Below are 14,096 nucleotides of genomic sequence, written 5' to 3'. Positions count from 1 at the left end.
TGGAAAAATTTAAGGAAAAATTGATTATCTGATGTAATTAACGACGGTCCAGTCGGCAGATCCAGGTATTATCAATATCGAACGTATATTTAGCTTCGGTGTACCAGGACACCATCAGGTTAAGCGGTTTAGTTTCAAGCAATTCACCGGTTGCATGACACAGTAAAGCTGTTCGGGAACGAGGTAATAATATTTTGCATACTGTATGAAATGCGTTACTGGCGCGGATAGCCCAGAGAAAGTGTTCATTGCTTGTTCCGGATATATCCAGGACCTCTACGAAGTCATCTGTTACACCTAAAATTGCAGTAAATTGTGTGTTTTGAATGGCGAGAATATCACGATAACAAGGGTGTTTTTCTAAATAAGATAAATAGTTTTTGTCTTTGCTTCTTCCCAGATGATTTCTGAAATTCTGAAAATCAACTTTATCTAACGGGCATGTAGTATAAGCTTGATCTGTTGAGAAAGTTTTAATGGTCACATCTTCATAAGCAATGTTCTGATTAATGGTTTTCAGATTGCGCTTGAATATAGCATTGTAAATGGCAATCTTCCTGTCATCTGAAAAACACAAGCTTGCGTCGGATTCAAAACAGTGTGCTGACAACAGGAGGTTTTTAACCAGGCTGGGTGATTTTATGCTGTCATTGACTCCAAGATCACCAATTAGATTGACGGTTAGTGAGCCATGATTACTGGAGAACTGATATTGTGTGGTGAATATGATGCCAATCTTTTCACCATTATCTTCGCAATAAATTACTCTTTTTTTATTATTAAGTGTAGTGTCTTTTCGGTGTTTCCATTCAAAATAGCGCTCTCCGCCTAAGTCACGACCATAAAAGTTTCGTAATAAATAGTAGTCAGAGCATGCAATACGAGAAGAGTGATAAAAGTCCATGAGTGGTAGATATCCCTGGTGCTGAATAGTCACATCCCGTGACAATATCACGCAGCTGGAATCAAATAAATGATGGCACCAGTCTATGGCAATTTGAAAAAATAGATTTACGTTATTTTAAAATATTATCTGGAATTTTATGATGATTTATAAGCGGATGTCGTCCTGTTTTTTTATTTTTTTTATCAACTGCTTATATTGAGTGGTCTGGCATTGCTCGTTTGTCCTCCTTTAATAAATGTCAATAAAGTGAATGTCATCTGATGGACACTTTTGAACAAAAAATGAGAATCCTTTACTGTGAGAGAACAACCTGCGCCAGGGACATTGCCCCACTTTATTTTCCTGTGGGGCAATGTACGTGCCTTAGTAACGTTGGTCTTCCTGGGCGCTTGTCTGGTTAAGCGTTGCATCGCGCGCCTGCGACAAACGCCAGAAATCATTGCCGGCCGGATGCTGGTAAATCCGCAGCGAAAACTGACCGACGATGGCGTAGATGAATTCAAATATCGCTGACTGGGAATTCTCGTAATCAACCCACAGCACCGAGGAGGTAAAGCAATAAACCTCTACCGGCAATCCCTCGGGTGAGGGTTTCATCGCGCGCACCACGATATACATATCTTTTTTAATATCGTCGCGCTGTGCCAGCCAGGCGGTGAGATAGTGACGGAACACCGTGAGGTTGGTAATGCCGTTTTCCGCAAACCAGCGGTCACCGACCACGCTGCTATCACGGCCATCCATCAGGATTGAAAGCTGCTCACTGACGCCGCGAATCTGGCTCATCTGCTGCACCATTTGCTGATCGAGAAAGCGAATCGAGGTCTGGTCGAGATGAAAGCTGCGCATGATACGCCGCGCGCCGGAGGAGAACATCGCCTGCCAGTTGGTGTAGGTTTCGGTCAGGAAATTTTTGGTCGGAATTCGCGACAGCGTATTGTCCCAGTTGCGGATGGTAATGGTATGCAGAGCGATATCAATCACTTCACCGCTGATGCCGTTATCCGGCATTTCAATCCAGTCGCCGAGCTGCAGCACATCGTTCGATGACACCTGAATATTGGCCACCAGCGACAGCAGGGTGTGCTGAAACACTAACATCAATACCGCCGCGACCGCACCCAGACTGGAGATAATGATCACTGGCGATTTGTTCGACATGATAGCCAGAATCATGATGGCGGAGATGATGTGCACCAGGATCTTACCGATCTGGATATAACCTTTTATCGAGTGGTTCTTACGCTTCGACTTACGCGAATAGGAGTTATTAACGATCTCCAGCACTTCGTTAAAGAACAGCGACAGATAAACAAAAAACAGAATGCCGCAGATGGTTTTCACCGCGATCAGCAGATGCTCGGGCAAATCCGGCATAAACTGCAGCAGGTAATAGACGGTGATCACCGGAATAAAATTCGACAGCTTTTCTGAGAGCCGGACGTCTTTATCCAGCGGCACCTGGTTTTTATGCGTGCTAAAGAACACGCGGCGCACCACTTTTACCACGAAGAACTTGCAGATCAGATGGGTGACCATACCGGCAACCAGTAACAGCAGCAGGCTGAAGGTGGCGGAGAGCACCGTGTTGCCTTCAATAAACGTTTGTATGTCGCGTAAGTAATTCATTTTAACCACATGCCGGCCGGTTGAGGCGGGAATTCAAACATAAAGCGGCCACGGACGATAAGCGACGCGTGCGCAATAGTGTTGCTACGAGACCAGCGCTTTGCGTGCCGCCTCGGCAAGAAAATGGCTGCGGCTGCTGTAGCGCGCGTTATTACTGACCATCTTATCGATCTTCTCAATCAGCAGATGCGGCATAGTGATATTGATGCGCTCGGATTTGCCCAGATAGCGGGTGACATCAATATCAACGTAGATCCACACGCCGGGCTGGCTAAATTCCTGCTGCCAGTGCTGCGCCGGCTCCGGAATCAACAAGCCTTTCTCCGCCATCAGTTCAAAGTGGGCATGCAGCGCAGATTGCGCATCCTGCAGCGTTTGCTCGGGCGTATCACCGGCAAAATAACAGCCGGTGACATCCGGGAAATAACCACTGGCCGAGCCGTCAGCGTCAATCTCTACCAAAGCGGGAAACAGCATCATGTCACCTCTGAGCAAGCGGAATAAAACCAGCATGGATCAATCCAGCCTGGCGTCTTTCAGAATCTGCATCAGCGTGCCTTTCTTCATATCCTTCTGCGGATGCGGCACGGTGATCAGATGAGCAAAATCCGGATGTGAGAACTGATGATGACTGCCGCGTATGCGCTCCAGCTTCCAGCCATTCTTTTGCAGCAGTTTAATCAGCGTCGCGCTCTTCATCGGACTTCCTGTAGGTGAAATTATACACACAATACACACTAATGCAAGGCGGTCTCTGCCATCACATCGGCGGGTCATGGCCAAACTAACCGGGACGGCCATGACAGGCACCCGTTGATGCTGCGTTCTGCGTGCTGTTTTCCACGGCTTTTTCCCGCTGCGATAGTGGTTTGCGTAAAACTTTGAAACAGTTAACATCCCGGCACCGGCGCGCGTGCCATTTGCTGGCTGAACCGCTATCTTCAGCCTTCATCAATCCGGAGGTGCTATGCAAGGTGTGATCAAGTTTGTGAAAGGCTGGCTGATTTTTTCCCTGCTGTGGGGCATTTTTATGTGGTTTGTTTCCTGGCAGGCACAGGGCAAAACGCCGGGCATGATGATTGTCATGAGCCTGTATGCCGGTTTGATTTATCAGGCATTAATGACCATGGTGGCGCGTTACAAAGCGCGGCGCGCACAGGCCTGATTATTCACAACTGCCGACATAGCTTTGCGTCGCGCTGACGCTAATTTGCATGACATCCGGCAAGCTGAGCGCTCACTAATCAGCGTGTAAGGCGGGCAGGATGGGAAGAACGTTACTGACGGGATGGTTTTTATTGCTGCTATCACTGGCGGCCAGTGCACAATTACCGGTGGGGCCTGTGGTGATAGCGGGGCAGCATGGGCGCCACCTGGCCGGGCACAGCAGTACGGCAGATGTCGCCGAGACGCCGGATGAACATATTCAGGAACGACGGGACGGCGTGCCGCAGCGGCATTGAGTATCGGGGCCATATGGGCCCCGATCGCCGGGGATTATTTACGGCCCAGCAGGAAACCGACAATCACGCCGATGCTGGCGGCAACGGCCAGTCCGGTCGCCGGGTTGTCGCGTACCGATCTCACCACGCAGTCTGCTGCATCCTGCACCGCATAGCTGGCCTGCGCCGGATAGCGTCGCGCGGCACCGCGTGCCTGATGGCGGCGTGAACCGGTGAACTCGCCAAATTTTTCCTGTACGGCACCCGCCGCTTCATTCAATTTTGCTTCCGCTTTATCGGTCATATTAACTCCCTGAGAGTGGTGAATGTCTCTTTCAGCGTAGACAGAGAAGTGCAGACCAGCAACCTGGTGGCTTTTCAGGATGTAACAGTGGTTTGCAGGAATCGGCATTGCTGTCCATACCTGGTAAGGACCACGCTAAGCTGTGCTAACCTCACGCAGCGCTCACTGAATGGAGGAGAAATGAAACGCGATATCCTGAATGAAGACGATTACGATGAAGTTTGCCGGGTGATTGGCGATGCGGTGATTGTCCTTTCCGAGTGCGGTCATGAAACCAGACGGGAGGAGATTGCCCGTTTGCTGCAGCGTACGCGCCACGATCGCGCCCACGACGAACGCGATGAACAGCGTATGCTGGAGCACGCGATTCGTCTGGTACGGCCTTGAGCGCAGGGCGTCACGCGGACGCCCTCACTGCTGGCCGCGATACGCCGGGTACCAGCTCACCAGGAAGTGGCGCAGATGATCAAAACACCATTCGGCATCGTCTGCCTGCTGGCAGTAATAGCGAATGGTGACCTTCTCATAGCGACGATGGCGCTGCTGCAGCGGCGACCAGCTCCAGTCCAGCACCGCGCGCGCATAGTTGACCAGCGCGTCGCGCGGCATGCTGTGCTGCTGCTCCTGGCGGCGCAGATACATCTCAAAGAACTGATCGAGGCTCAGTGTCTCTTCGCTGCTACAGTCCAGCGTGGGGCGGAACGCCACATCGAGAAAGCCGCACACGCCGTCTGCGCGCTGCTGCCAGTCACAGGCCAGCGTCATAAACAGGCCATCCTGCAGATTGACCTCTTCCAGCAGACGACGCAAATTTTCAGAATGTTTACCGGCGGTGATCTCATCAATGCGATCGGTTTCCAGCGTCAGGTCAAAACCGCACGGGTTGACCGAGCCATCCGCGTCTCGGGTGGCCGGAAAGGGGAAATCGATATAACCGTTATTGTCCAGACTCTTTTCCATAATGCAGGTCCGCAGCATGACAAACGCTGACAATAAACCATCTGCGCGCGTCACGCACGGCTTATGGACACGTCCAGGTAATCATGGTGTTACGCGCCGGGTTGATCAGGCGGAACTGCTTGTCGCTGAGCCGCTGTGCATAAAAGCCTTCCGGCGTCACGGCAGAAGGGACATAGCGGAAACGGTCAGTGGAGTGCAGTGCGCCGCTGCTCAGCGTTACGCCATCGCGCGCCACCGAAAACGAATTCACTAAATCGAAAATGCGCCCTTCGGTGTGGCCCAGCGACTGACCATAGAGCGTTGCGACCTCGCCGGGGCAATCGACGCCTTTCGGCGTGGAGCTGCAGCCAGCCAGCAGGATAAGTGTGAGTAGAAAACTGAGTCTTAGCATGGTCCTGTTCCTGGTGCATTCCCTGATTTATGCTGGCCTGACGATGCGCGCCACTGATCCGATCATAGCATGTCTGACGCCACTGCCCATTTGCCATTTGTTTAATCGTTAAGCGGTAAGCATGTAAAGGGGTGACTTTGCTAGCAGATAAACGTTATTCTTGCCAGCGTTGCGCACCAGGTAAGCAAAACAAGGGTAAATCCATGAGAGAAGAAGAAGCCAGTTTAATGATTCTTCAGCACGCGATTGATAAGTTAGACGCCGACAAAAAACAGCAGGTGATGAACTGCGTGACGGCGATCCATGAAGTTATGCAGCGTTTCGATCCAGACGATGCCGGACTGGCGCTGATGCTGGTGGCCGCGCAGGTCGCGGCAGAGTAGTTCCATCCCATCCAGGTCTTAACCATTTATTTCACCCACCAGCCAGCGGTGAATCACCCGCACCATATATTGCTGCTGCTCTGCCGTTAACGGCTGATGCGCAGCAATGCCATGCCATTTTGCCAGACAGCCGCGGCAGCAGGTTGCCGTGGCGTGCTGGGCGATAAATACCGGATGGCCGCGCATTGGCGTCTGTTTGCCATCATTCTTTGGTTCGGCTGCGGCCAGTCTTTGCTGGATAAAATCGGCCGCGTGTTGGTCGATCACCGCCGGGCCTTTCTCAATACAGTACTGTCGCTCTTTCGCGCCTAAATGGAAGCGGCGGCGAAACGGCGATTGCGCCAGCCGCGCGAATAATGCCTGTTCATCTCGCATAACATCCTCCTGACGCGATCTTAGCGCATTTTACTTAACTCGTTACAAAGATATCCCGAACGCATAAAACCTCACAAAATCAGTGATGTGGAGGTGTTCTTCCTGCCCGCACTGGCTGACCCGCAGTCGCAGATTACCGCACCGGCGGCGGTTGTATGTTACCCTCTGGCCAATTAAATTCCTGTAAAATCATGATCTAACCTCAGTGGAGAACCCCCCATGAAGGCGATAACCCTTGCCGCGCTCCTGATGGCCTGCCAGATTGCCCCCGCGTGGAGCGAAAGCGAATTCCAGATCACCTGCCCGGGCCGCCCCACCATGACGGTATCGCGTGCCGCTTACGGGCTTAGCACGCTGATGTGGCCAACCCGGCATTTCCAGATTGCCGCCGGGCAGCAGCGCACGCATCTGCAGGACGGCAATAAGGTCGCCATTACCCGTTTCCGCAATGGCGATCAGCTGATCGTGAATAAAAACAGCGGCGAAACCTTTTTCGTCTACGCCGACAGCGATAAGCTGTTGCCCTGCAACCGCACGGAAAAACGCGATGCTGATATTCTGTCGCTGGAGCGCTACGACGACCGCCAGCACCCCTCTTCATAATGCCGCCACAAGGAGCCGACCATGCAATTAAGCGTTACGGATAGCGTCACGCATCAGGATCTGGATGAAATGCGCCTCGGCCTGAACGCCTTCAACAGCCGCTTTATTGACGTCAATGAGATGAAAGCCATCGGTGTGTTCATTAAAGACGGCGCCGGGAAAAAGCTGGCGGGACTGACGGGCTCAACCTATGGCAACTGGTTACGCATTGATATGCTGTGGGTCAGCGATGGGTTACGCGGGCAGGGCGCCGGCAGCCAGCTGATTCAGGCAGCCGAACAGGAAGCCCGCGCACGCGGCTGCCGTTACGCCCAGGTGGATACCGCCAGCTTTCAGGCGCGGCCGTTTTATGAAAAGCTTGGCTATACGCTACGTTTTAGCCTTGATCACTATCATTGAAGCGCTGCTGAATGGCCCGCGCGCCCGGCGCGGCTTCGTGCCAGTGGGTAAAATAGTGGCGAATCACGCCGCCCGCGTCCGCGAGCACTTCATGATCCAGCAGCTGCTCAACGCGGCCAATCAACAGGTTGCCGCGCGGATGGCGCAGCATAAACCCGTGCATCATTAAATCATTAGCCGTCTCTTCGGCGGGAAATTCCGGCGTGGAGATCCACAAGTCTTCGTACAGCGGCTTCAATAGCGGTCTCCTGCGGCAACACGTCAGCGCAACGTCGGATGGCCGGTAAAGGCTAACCGCGCGGCGCCCTGGTCAATCTCAAGCGTGGCGCTGGCGCCGAGCGGCAGCGTCACGGTATCGGCATCATGGCCAAACGGCAGATCGCTGATCACCGCAATCTGGTACTCGTCACGCAACCGCTGCCACACCGTGGCGAAATCAAAGCCGTTGTCGTAATCGGACAGGGCGGTGCTGGTGAAGCTGCCGGTGACAATGGCGCGCTGGCGCGCCAGAATACCGCTCTGCTGCAGCTGAATCAGCATACGCTCAATGCGGAACGGATGCTCATTCACATCCTCGATCACCAGAATGCCGTCTTCAATCTGCGGCAGCCACGGCGTGCCAATCAGGGAGCAGATCATCGCCAGATTGCCACCCCACAGCGTGCCCTGCCAGCGGCCGCGATCCGGACTGGCACTGTGCCACGCCAGATTGACTGTAGGAGATGTTAGCGCCTGCCAAAAGTGGCTGACGGTAAATTCAGATAAAGCCTCCGCGCCAAAATTGCCGGCCAGCATCGGTCCGCTGAAGGTGATTAGCCCGGTTTGCGCCAGCAGCGCCAGCTGAATAGCGGTGAAATCACTGTGGCCGCACAGCGCAATAGGCTGATTAAGCAGGCGACGCTGCAGCGCCACATAGTCGAGGTGATCGAGCAGGCGTGAGGCACCATAGCCGCCGCGCACCGCCAGTACGATATCCGGCAGCGACGCCAGTGACGCCAGCGCATTCACATCCTGCAGGCGCTGCACGTCATCACCGGCAAAACGCTGCCAGCGGCGCGTAATGGCTTCCGGGTTTTGCAGTTGATGGCCTTCCGCCTTCAGGCGCTCCACCGCGCGGCGGGCGGCGTCCTGATTGTGACAATAACCGGAAGGGGCGATGAGGCGTATTGAACGAGGGGCGAGCATAACTTCCATCCTGCTGTCTGTTGGCCTGCCGATGATGACGAAATGCGTTACCGAAGTCACGGTAGCACAAGGTTTTTTACGTATTTAGGATAAACGGTAATTTTACCTTTTACCGTCATGGTTATGATAGCTTGCGCCAATCTTATAGCGGAACCAAAAATCAGTGAAAATTCGACTACTTATGCTGTCTGCTTTGCTGCTGGCTGGCTGTGCCAGCGAGCCGGAAAAACCGGTGACGCCGGAGAGAAATACGCCATTAACCCAGGCGCCGCCGTCGAAAGTGAATGATGCATGGTCACTGTTTACCGAAGATGCTGCCAGTCATTATGGCGTTGATGAGAAGCTGATCAGCGCCATTATTAGTGTCGAATCCGGGGGCAACCCAACCGTGGTAAGCCGTTCTAACGCGGTCGGGCTGATGCAGATCAAAGCCGCCACCGCCGGACGCGAGGTGTATCGCGCACAGGGACGCCACGGCCAGCCGAGTAATTCCGAACTGCGCGACCCGGCGAAAAATATTGATATCGGCGCGGCCTATATCCGGATTCTGCAGGATTCCGCACTGGCGGGCATTCGCGATCCGCTGACGCTGCGCTATGCCACTATTGTTTCCTATGCCAACGGCGCCGGCGCGCTGCTGCGCACCTTCTCCCGCGACCGCGATCGCGCCATTGCAATGATCAACGCCATGACGCCGGATGAGTTCTACCAGCACGTGCAGAACAAGCATCCGGCCGCCCAGGCGCCGCGCTACCTGTGGAAAGTCACCACCGCCTATCGCACCATCGGCTAATGCCGCTGGCGGGACTCAGTGCTGTGCGCGCTCTGCCGCAGCCTCATTTGAGGCATCGCTGAGGTTAATGCGCGGCAGCACGCCGCCGGTGAACTCCACGCGGCGCATCGGGAAGGCGAAACGAATCTGTTTCTGCTCCAGCTGCGCCATCAGTTGCAGGTTAATCTCCTGCTGAATGTCCATGTATTTGTTGTAATCGGCGCTCAGCACGAAATAGACCACCTCAAACGTCAGCTGCGATTCGTCAAACGACAGGAAATGGGCGCGATCAAAACGCGTGTCCGGCACGCCTTCAATGATGCGTTGCACCATGCCGCCAATCTGCCGCACTTTCTCCGCCGGCGTGCCGTAATTAATCCCGAACTTAAACACGATGCGTCGCTGCTGCATGCGTTTGTAGTTGTGGATGGTTTGCTGCAGCAGAATGGTGTTGGAGCAGACAATCTGTTCGCCGCCGAGACTGCGCAGCCGGGTGGTTTTCAGGCCAATGTGCTCAATGGAGCCAGCGATGTCGCCGAACACAATAAAGTCGCCGTGCTCAAAGGGCTTATCGAAGCCAATCGCCAGCGAAGCGAACACATCGCTCAGCACCGTCTGAATCGCCAGCGCGATGGCAATACCGCCGACGCCGAGGCTGGCCACCAGCGCGGTGATATTGATCCCCATATTGGAGAGGATCGCCAGCAGCATCATCACCCACACCACGACGCGCAGCAGAATGCCGAGGATCACCGTGGTGACCGGATTGCGCACGTGCAGCGGATCGCGCAGCAACGAGTGCAGCCACAGGCGAATGCCGCCGTCGATCCACAGCGTGAGCTGCAGAATCAGCGCCAGGAACCAGCCGTGGGCGATGGCGACGCTCCAGCTGTCCGGCAGATCGACAAATTTCAGCGTGATTAGCAGCGAGAAGATCAGCAGCAGTAGCTGACTGGTGCTGCGCAGAATCTCCACCAGAATGCCGGTGAAGCGCACGTGGCGCTGTTCGCTGTAGTGGGCGATACGGTTAGAGACAAAGCGAATGACGGTGCGCAGCAGCCAGTAAACAATCAGCGTGCCAAACACAATGATGGCGCTATTAATCCAGAAGTTTTGATTGAGAAAGATAAGTTGCAAATGGTGGGCAGAAAGCCAGTTTTCCATTGGGGAGCATCTCCTTGCTGGGAGCCGGTGAAAAGAATGTGCAAGGAGAAAGCATAGACTACGCTGGCGCCGCGCGGGACGCCGGCGGTTTACTGGAAGCGATTGGCCTTGTCGCGCGCCAGCCGCTCCAGCGCAAAAATCACCTGCTGCAGCTGACGCTCCTGCACCGGTTCGATGGCGGTAAAACGGAAGCTGAGCCGCGGCGTGATGCGGGTTTCGTTCTTGCTGGTCACGGTGCTGCGCTCGCCGATGTGCAGCAGCTGTGCGGTCACTTCGAACTGGCCATATTCGCCCAGCTCAACGCGCAGCTTTTTGAAGGTATCGCCACGGTTAAGACCTTCCGGCAGCGCCTCATCCAGCAACACGCCGACGCCGCCGAGCGACAGATCCTGCAGGCGAAAGCGCGCTGTGCTGCCGTCCGGCCACTGGCTGTGGCAGTAAAATACCGGTTCGAGCGGCGCGTTGACGCGAAAGAATTCCCGGCGCTGAATCTGCCACACCAGGTCGGGCAGCGCGGCGGCAAAGGCGGGCAGGCCGTCATAATCGATGCGGGTTAATCCCTGCAGCCCAAACTCCACTTTGGCACCGTGGGTTTCGGCCGCAATATTCACTTCGCCACCCTGCAGTGCCAAATCATTGTCCAGCGCGTTGCTGCCGAGATCAAAAATCACCCGATCTTCATCCGCGGCCAGCAGCCGGCTGATGAACTGACCACGGGAGAAATTGACCATCAGCAGGGTTTGATAACGCAACAAATCCTTCATCACGTTCAACACCGCCAGCGTACCGCGCTTGAGATATTGTTCTTTATCGGCGTCTTTCACGTCCTGCTCCACCTGTCCGATTGCTATTTTACGAGTGCCACTGCTCTTCGTCGGTTATCGACCGGGGCGGTAAAAGCTTTAGCCGGCGTGAACGAATTCATCATGATGTTGATGTAGCAGAGAAAAAATTCCCGGCTATACTTAGCGCGATGAACACCTTGATTCATAACGTAAGGAGCAGCAAATGGGTATTCTTTCATGGATTATTTTTGGTCTGATTGCCGGGGTTATCGCTAAATGGATCATGCCAGGTAAAGATGGCGGCGGATTTATTTTGACCGTGGTACTCGGGATTGTCGGTGCGGTGGTGGGCGGCTGGATCAGTACCCTGTTCGGCTTTGGCCGGGTCGACGGCTTCAACTTTGGCAGCTTTGTGGTCGCGGTGATCGGTGCCATTGTGGTGCTGTGGATCTACCGTAAAGTCCGCAGCTGACGCCAAATCACGATTCAACAAGATCCGCAGCCCCGTCCGGGGCTGCGGATTTTTTTATGTCGTCAGAAATCGTAGCCGATTGTGGCGGTCAGCGTCCGCTCCGCGCCGCGATAGCAGTAACCGGTGCCGTAGCAGGCTGCCAGATACTTTTTATCCGTCAGATTGCGGGCATTCAGCTGCAGCCAGGCACCTTTCAGATTCGACTGCCACGCGCCCAGATCGGCGCGCAGTGAGGCGTCAAACAGGGTCACCGACGGCAAACGGGTGGTGTTTTCGTTATCGGCCCACTGGCGGCCAATATAGCGCACCCCGGCACCCGCGCTCAGGCCGTAATCAAACTGATAATGCCCCCACAGTGACGCCATGCTATTTGGCGTGACGTACGGCGTATGGCCATCGTTGCCGTCCACGGAATCCTTAAAGCGCAGATGGTTGAGCGTATAACCGGCGACGGTGCTGAACCGTTCGGTCAGCTGGCTGCGCGCCTCCAGTTCAATGCCCTGTGCATGCACTTTGCCGGACGGGGTGTAGGTGCCGTCCTGCACGTTACGGTTGGCCACATCGTTCTGCGTCAGATCGTACAGGGCCACGCTGTAGAGATCGCGCGTGCCGTTCGGCTGGTATTTCACCCCGGCTTCATACTGTTCTGAGGTGGTCGGTTTTAGCTGATTCCCGTCGGGATCGGTCAGCGAAGCCGGGGTAATCGCCTGGCTCCAGCTGACGTACGGCGACACGCCATTATCAAAGGCGTACAGCAGCGCGGCGCGGCCGCTGACGTGATCGTCCTGACGACGACTATTGCCATTCTCTGACACGATGCGGTCATAGCGACCAGACAGATCCAGATGCCAGCGCTGCCACGCCATCTCATCCTGCAGATAGAGGCCGCTCTGATAGTAGCGGCGCGTCTGCGCTGTCCAGAGGTAATCCGGCTGGCTGCCGATGGCCTCGCCGTTCCAGGCATTCAGCGGTGAGGCAGCACCGCTGGCGTCGCTCAAATCATTTTTGTAGCGGTGATACTCCGCGCCAAGCGTGACGCGATGCTGCAGCGCACCGCTGGCAAACTCCGCCTGCAGCTGGTTATCGGTCGCCCACGCGCTGAGCGAAGAGCGCTCACCGGAGTAGTAGCGATTAAGCAGGTCCGGATTGTCGCTGTTCCAGCCAATCTGGTAAACCTGGTCGAGCGCCACGCTGGAATGGCTGTAGCTGCCGGTGCTGTGCACCGACCATACCTCATCGAAACGGTGCGAGAAGTCGTAGCCGTAAATCTGCTCATGACGTTTGAACTGATCCAGCGCGCTGTCGCCCTCATAAAAGCCGTCGCTCAGCCAGCGGCCATTGTGGCTGTACAGCGTGCCTTCCGCCGGCACCGAGCCATGATAGCCGCCTGAGGGATCTTTTTGCAGATAAGCACGCAGCAGCAGGCTGGTGTCTTCATCCGGCTGCCACAGCAACTGGGGTGACAGCGCGTATTTCTCTTCGCGCGTGTGATCGTACTGGGTATTGCTGTTGCGCGTGATGCCGGTCAGGCGATACGCCCATTGATCGTTAATTGCGTCGGTGTAATCAAAGGCGGCGCTGTTACTGGCATTGCTGCCGGTGGCGAAGCGTAAATGGCCCTGTGAAGCAAACTGCGGCCGCTTCGTGACCATGTTCACCAGCCCGCCCGGCACCGTCTGGCCATAAAGGGCAGAAGAGGGGCCTTTAATTACGTCGATGCGGTCAAGGAACCAGTTATCCACCTGCAGGATGTTGAAGCTGCCGCCGTCGCTCATCACGCGCAGACCGTCAAGGAAGGTGTTGTCGACATCACCGCCGTGGAAACCGCGCAGCGAAATGGTGTCGTAACGCGTGGCCGCGCCACCAAAGTTGGTGAAAACCCCCGGGGTATAGCCCAGCGCCTGGTTCAGATCCTGCGCACCCTGATCGTCAATCTGCTGACGCGTCACCACGGAAATGGACTGCGGCGTGGTGACGAGTGGACGATCGCTTTTCGTGGCGCCGCTGCGGGTGGCGAGATAGCCCGCCGTAGGCGAGGTGGCGCTCTCCTGCGGCTGTGCGGTGACCACCAGAGAGGGTTCGGCTACGCCGAGTGCCGGAAACGCCAGCGCCAGCGCGCACAGCAGCCGGCCACGGTTGAGGGGGAACAGCGCGGTCATAATGATTCCTTTGGCTGAGAACAAAAGCCGCACCACACCAGCGCGGCGGTTAATGATGAGAAAAAGAGTCATTTTAAGATTGAGAATTATTATCTTTTAGTAAGGGGTGTTTCAAGATGTAAAAGATAAGTAATGGAAAAGTGTGATGCGCAGGGGGATGCCGCAG

Annotated in this window: 20 protein-coding genes and 1 pseudogene; 8 read left to right on the top strand and 13 right to left on the bottom strand. The window is 55.0% G+C overall.

Annotated elements, in window-relative coordinates; genetic code table 11:
* Positions 1-37: 37 nt before the first annotated feature.
* The 4 genes from H7K56_RS02945 to H7K56_RS02930 all read right to left on the bottom strand — a co-directional run bounded on the left by H7K56_RS02945 (position 38) and on the right by H7K56_RS02930 (position 3,235).
* Positions 38-904, bottom strand: coding sequence for a hypothetical protein (locus tag H7K56_RS02945; RefSeq protein WP_150360946.1), 867 nt, complete (start codon positions 902-904; stop codon positions 38-40).
* Between the two features lie 366 nt (positions 905-1,270).
* Positions 1,271-2,536, bottom strand: coding sequence for a mechanosensitive ion channel family protein (locus tag H7K56_RS02940; protein WP_150360945.1), 1,266 nt, complete (start codon positions 2,534-2,536; stop codon positions 1,271-1,273).
* A gap of 84 nt (positions 2,537-2,620) precedes the next feature.
* Complete coding sequence (locus tag H7K56_RS02935) at positions 2,621-3,013, bottom strand: type II toxin-antitoxin system HicB family antitoxin (RefSeq protein ID WP_022548759.1); 393 nt, start codon at positions 3,011-3,013, stop codon at positions 2,621-2,623.
* A gap of 39 nt (positions 3,014-3,052) precedes the next feature.
* Positions 3,053-3,235, bottom strand: coding sequence for a type II toxin-antitoxin system HicA family toxin (locus H7K56_RS02930; protein ID WP_010617212.1), 183 nt, complete (start codon positions 3,233-3,235; stop codon positions 3,053-3,055).
* A 268-nt stretch (positions 3,236-3,503) separates the two neighbouring features.
* Here H7K56_RS02930 and H7K56_RS02925 point away from each other — a divergent pair, with 268 nt between their 5' ends.
* On the top strand, positions 3,504-3,701 hold the full coding sequence (locus H7K56_RS02925; protein WP_021506369.1) for a DUF6404 family protein: 198 nt from the start codon (positions 3,504-3,506) through the stop codon (positions 3,699-3,701).
* 100 nt (positions 3,702-3,801) lie between these two features.
* Entirely contained in the window at positions 3,802-3,999 is a 198-nt protein-coding gene (locus H7K56_RS02920; RefSeq protein ID WP_150058304.1) for a hypothetical protein, read from the top strand.
* Positions 4,000-4,033: 34 nt separating this feature from the next.
* Here the strand turns inward: H7K56_RS02920 and H7K56_RS02915 are convergent, their stop codons facing one another.
* Positions 4,034-4,282: a DUF883 family protein gene (locus H7K56_RS02915; protein WP_021506368.1), complete on the bottom strand. Its 249-nt coding sequence runs from the start codon at positions 4,280-4,282 to the stop codon at positions 4,034-4,036.
* Positions 4,283-4,462: 180 nt separating this feature from the next.
* On the opposite strand from H7K56_RS02915, the gene H7K56_RS02910 reads away from it, so the two are divergent.
* A complete protein-coding gene (locus H7K56_RS02910) occupies positions 4,463-4,669 on the top strand; it encodes a DUF2767 family protein (RefSeq protein WP_021506367.1) in 207 nt (68 codons plus the stop codon).
* A 24-nt stretch (positions 4,670-4,693) separates the two neighbouring features.
* Here H7K56_RS02910 and H7K56_RS02905 read toward each other — a convergent pair whose 3' ends face one another.
* Positions 4,694-5,242 carry a hypothetical protein gene (locus H7K56_RS02905; RefSeq protein ID WP_150360944.1) on the bottom strand — a complete coding sequence of 183 codons (549 nt, stop codon included), beginning with the start codon at positions 5,240-5,242 and terminating at the stop codon, positions 4,694-4,696.
* A gap of 61 nt (positions 5,243-5,303) precedes the next feature.
* Entirely contained in the window at positions 5,304-5,633 is a 330-nt protein-coding gene (locus tag H7K56_RS02900; RefSeq protein WP_021506365.1) for a hypothetical protein, read from the bottom strand.
* 203 nt (positions 5,634-5,836) lie between these two features.
* Between H7K56_RS02900 and H7K56_RS02895 the strand changes: the two genes are divergently transcribed.
* On the top strand, positions 5,837-6,016 hold the full coding sequence (locus H7K56_RS02895; RefSeq protein ID WP_031279245.1) for a hypothetical protein: 180 nt from the start codon (positions 5,837-5,839) through the stop codon (positions 6,014-6,016).
* A gap of 18 nt (positions 6,017-6,034) precedes the next feature.
* Here the strand turns inward: H7K56_RS02895 and H7K56_RS02890 are convergent, their stop codons facing one another.
* The gene (locus H7K56_RS02890) at positions 6,035-6,391 is read right to left on the bottom strand and encodes a DUF4186 domain-containing protein (protein WP_010617204.1); all 357 of its coding nucleotides are present in this window, start codon (positions 6,389-6,391) and stop codon (positions 6,035-6,037) included.
* Positions 6,392-6,610: 219 nt separating this feature from the next.
* Between H7K56_RS02890 and H7K56_RS02885 the strand changes: the two genes are divergently transcribed.
* Together H7K56_RS02885 and H7K56_RS02880 are read left to right on the top strand one after the other, a co-directional pair.
* Positions 6,611-6,994, top strand: a complete 384-nt coding sequence (locus tag H7K56_RS02885) for a hypothetical protein (RefSeq protein ID WP_150360943.1) — start codon at positions 6,611-6,613, stop codon at positions 6,992-6,994.
* Between the two features lie 21 nt (positions 6,995-7,015).
* Positions 7,016-7,393, top strand: coding sequence for a GNAT family N-acetyltransferase (locus H7K56_RS02880; RefSeq protein WP_150360942.1), 378 nt, complete (start codon positions 7,016-7,018; stop codon positions 7,391-7,393).
* Here the strand turns inward: H7K56_RS02880 and H7K56_RS02875 are convergent.
* Positions 7,383-7,631: pseudogene (locus H7K56_RS02875) on the bottom strand (MBL fold metallo-hydrolase); the annotation flags it as partial. The gene H7K56_RS02880 and the pseudogene H7K56_RS02875 overlap by 11 nt on opposite strands.
* 23 nt (positions 7,632-7,654) lie before the next feature.
* Positions 7,655-8,578 (bottom strand): muramoyltetrapeptide carboxypeptidase, encoded by a 924-nt coding sequence (ldcA, locus tag H7K56_RS02870; protein ID WP_150360941.1) that lies wholly within the window; start codon positions 8,576-8,578, stop codon positions 7,655-7,657.
* Positions 8,579-8,741: 163 nt separating this feature from the next.
* On the opposite strand from ldcA, the gene emtA reads away from it, so the two are divergent.
* Entirely contained in the window at positions 8,742-9,371 is a 630-nt protein-coding gene (gene emtA / locus H7K56_RS02865; RefSeq protein ID WP_072208615.1) for a membrane-bound lytic murein transglycosylase EmtA, read from the top strand.
* A gap of 15 nt (positions 9,372-9,386) precedes the next feature.
* Here emtA and H7K56_RS02860 read toward each other — a convergent pair whose 3' ends face one another.
* Together H7K56_RS02860 and H7K56_RS02855 are read right to left on the bottom strand one after the other, a co-directional pair.
* A complete protein-coding gene (locus H7K56_RS02860) occupies positions 9,387-10,514 on the bottom strand; it encodes a mechanosensitive ion channel family protein (protein WP_058757615.1) in 1,128 nt (375 codons plus the stop codon).
* Between the two features lie 89 nt (positions 10,515-10,603).
* On the bottom strand, positions 10,604-11,338 hold the full coding sequence (locus H7K56_RS02855; protein WP_058757616.1) for a flagellar brake protein: 735 nt from the start codon (positions 11,336-11,338) through the stop codon (positions 10,604-10,606).
* A gap of 184 nt (positions 11,339-11,522) precedes the next feature.
* Between H7K56_RS02855 and H7K56_RS02850 the strand changes: the two genes are divergently transcribed.
* Complete coding sequence (locus tag H7K56_RS02850) at positions 11,523-11,771, top strand: GlsB/YeaQ/YmgE family stress response membrane protein (RefSeq protein ID WP_150360940.1); 249 nt, start codon at positions 11,523-11,525, stop codon at positions 11,769-11,771.
* 62 nt (positions 11,772-11,833) lie between these two features.
* Here H7K56_RS02850 and H7K56_RS02845 read toward each other — a convergent pair whose 3' ends face one another.
* Entirely contained in the window at positions 11,834-13,930 is a 2,097-nt protein-coding gene (locus H7K56_RS02845; protein WP_150360939.1) for a TonB-dependent siderophore receptor, read from the bottom strand.
* Positions 13,931-14,096 lie beyond the last annotated feature (166 nt).

The organism is Pantoea dispersa (assembly GCF_014155765.1).
GTDB classification, from domain to species: Bacteria; Pseudomonadota; Gammaproteobacteria; order Enterobacterales; family Enterobacteriaceae; genus Pantoea; species Pantoea dispersa.
Note: the sequence above shows the minus strand (reverse complement) of the source record. Positions and strands in the feature narration are given on the sequence as shown.

Coding starts and splice junctions, on each gene's coding strand:
- H7K56_RS02910 (WP_021506367.1), top strand. CDS start 4,463: ATGAAACGCGATATCCTGAATGAAGACGATTACGATGAAGTTTGCCGG.
- H7K56_RS02880 (WP_150360942.1), top strand. CDS start 7,016: ATGCAATTAAGCGTTACGGATAGCGTCACGCATCAGGATCTGGATGAA.
- H7K56_RS02915 (WP_021506368.1), bottom strand. CDS start 4,282: ATGACCGATAAAGCGGAAGCAAAATTGAATGAAGCGGCGGGTGCCGTA.
- H7K56_RS02890 (WP_010617204.1), bottom strand. CDS start 6,391: ATGCGAGATGAACAGGCATTATTCGCGCGGCTGGCGCAATCGCCGTTT.
- H7K56_RS02940 (WP_150360945.1), bottom strand. CDS start 2,536: ATGAATTACTTACGCGACATACAAACGTTTATTGAAGGCAACACGGTG.
- H7K56_RS02905 (WP_150360944.1), bottom strand. CDS start 5,242: ATGGAAAAGAGTCTGGACAATAACGGTTATATCGATTTCCCCTTTCCG.
- H7K56_RS02930 (WP_010617212.1), bottom strand. CDS start 3,235: ATGAAGAGCGCGACGCTGATTAAACTGCTGCAAAAGAATGGCTGGAAG.
- H7K56_RS02925 (WP_021506369.1), top strand. CDS start 3,504: ATGCAAGGTGTGATCAAGTTTGTGAAAGGCTGGCTGATTTTTTCCCTG.
- H7K56_RS02900 (WP_021506365.1), bottom strand. CDS start 5,633: ATGCTAAGACTCAGTTTTCTACTCACACTTATCCTGCTGGCTGGCTGC.
- H7K56_RS02885 (WP_150360943.1), top strand. CDS start 6,611: ATGAAGGCGATAACCCTTGCCGCGCTCCTGATGGCCTGCCAGATTGCC.
- H7K56_RS02850 (WP_150360940.1), top strand. CDS start 11,523: ATGGGTATTCTTTCATGGATTATTTTTGGTCTGATTGCCGGGGTTATC.
- H7K56_RS02920 (WP_150058304.1), top strand. CDS start 3,802: ATGGGAAGAACGTTACTGACGGGATGGTTTTTATTGCTGCTATCACTG.
- ldcA (WP_150360941.1), bottom strand. CDS start 8,578: ATGCTCGCCCCTCGTTCAATACGCCTCATCGCCCCTTCCGGTTATTGT.
- H7K56_RS02895 (WP_031279245.1), top strand. CDS start 5,837: ATGAGAGAAGAAGAAGCCAGTTTAATGATTCTTCAGCACGCGATTGAT.
- H7K56_RS02945 (WP_150360946.1), bottom strand. CDS start 904: ATGGACTTTTATCACTCTTCTCGTATTGCATGCTCTGACTACTATTTA.
- H7K56_RS02860 (WP_058757615.1), bottom strand. CDS start 10,514: ATGGAAAACTGGCTTTCTGCCCACCATTTGCAACTTATCTTTCTCAAT.
- H7K56_RS02845 (WP_150360939.1), bottom strand. CDS start 13,930: ATGACCGCGCTGTTCCCCCTCAACCGTGGCCGGCTGCTGTGCGCGCTG.
- H7K56_RS02935 (WP_022548759.1), bottom strand. CDS start 3,013: ATGCTGTTTCCCGCTTTGGTAGAGATTGACGCTGACGGCTCGGCCAGT.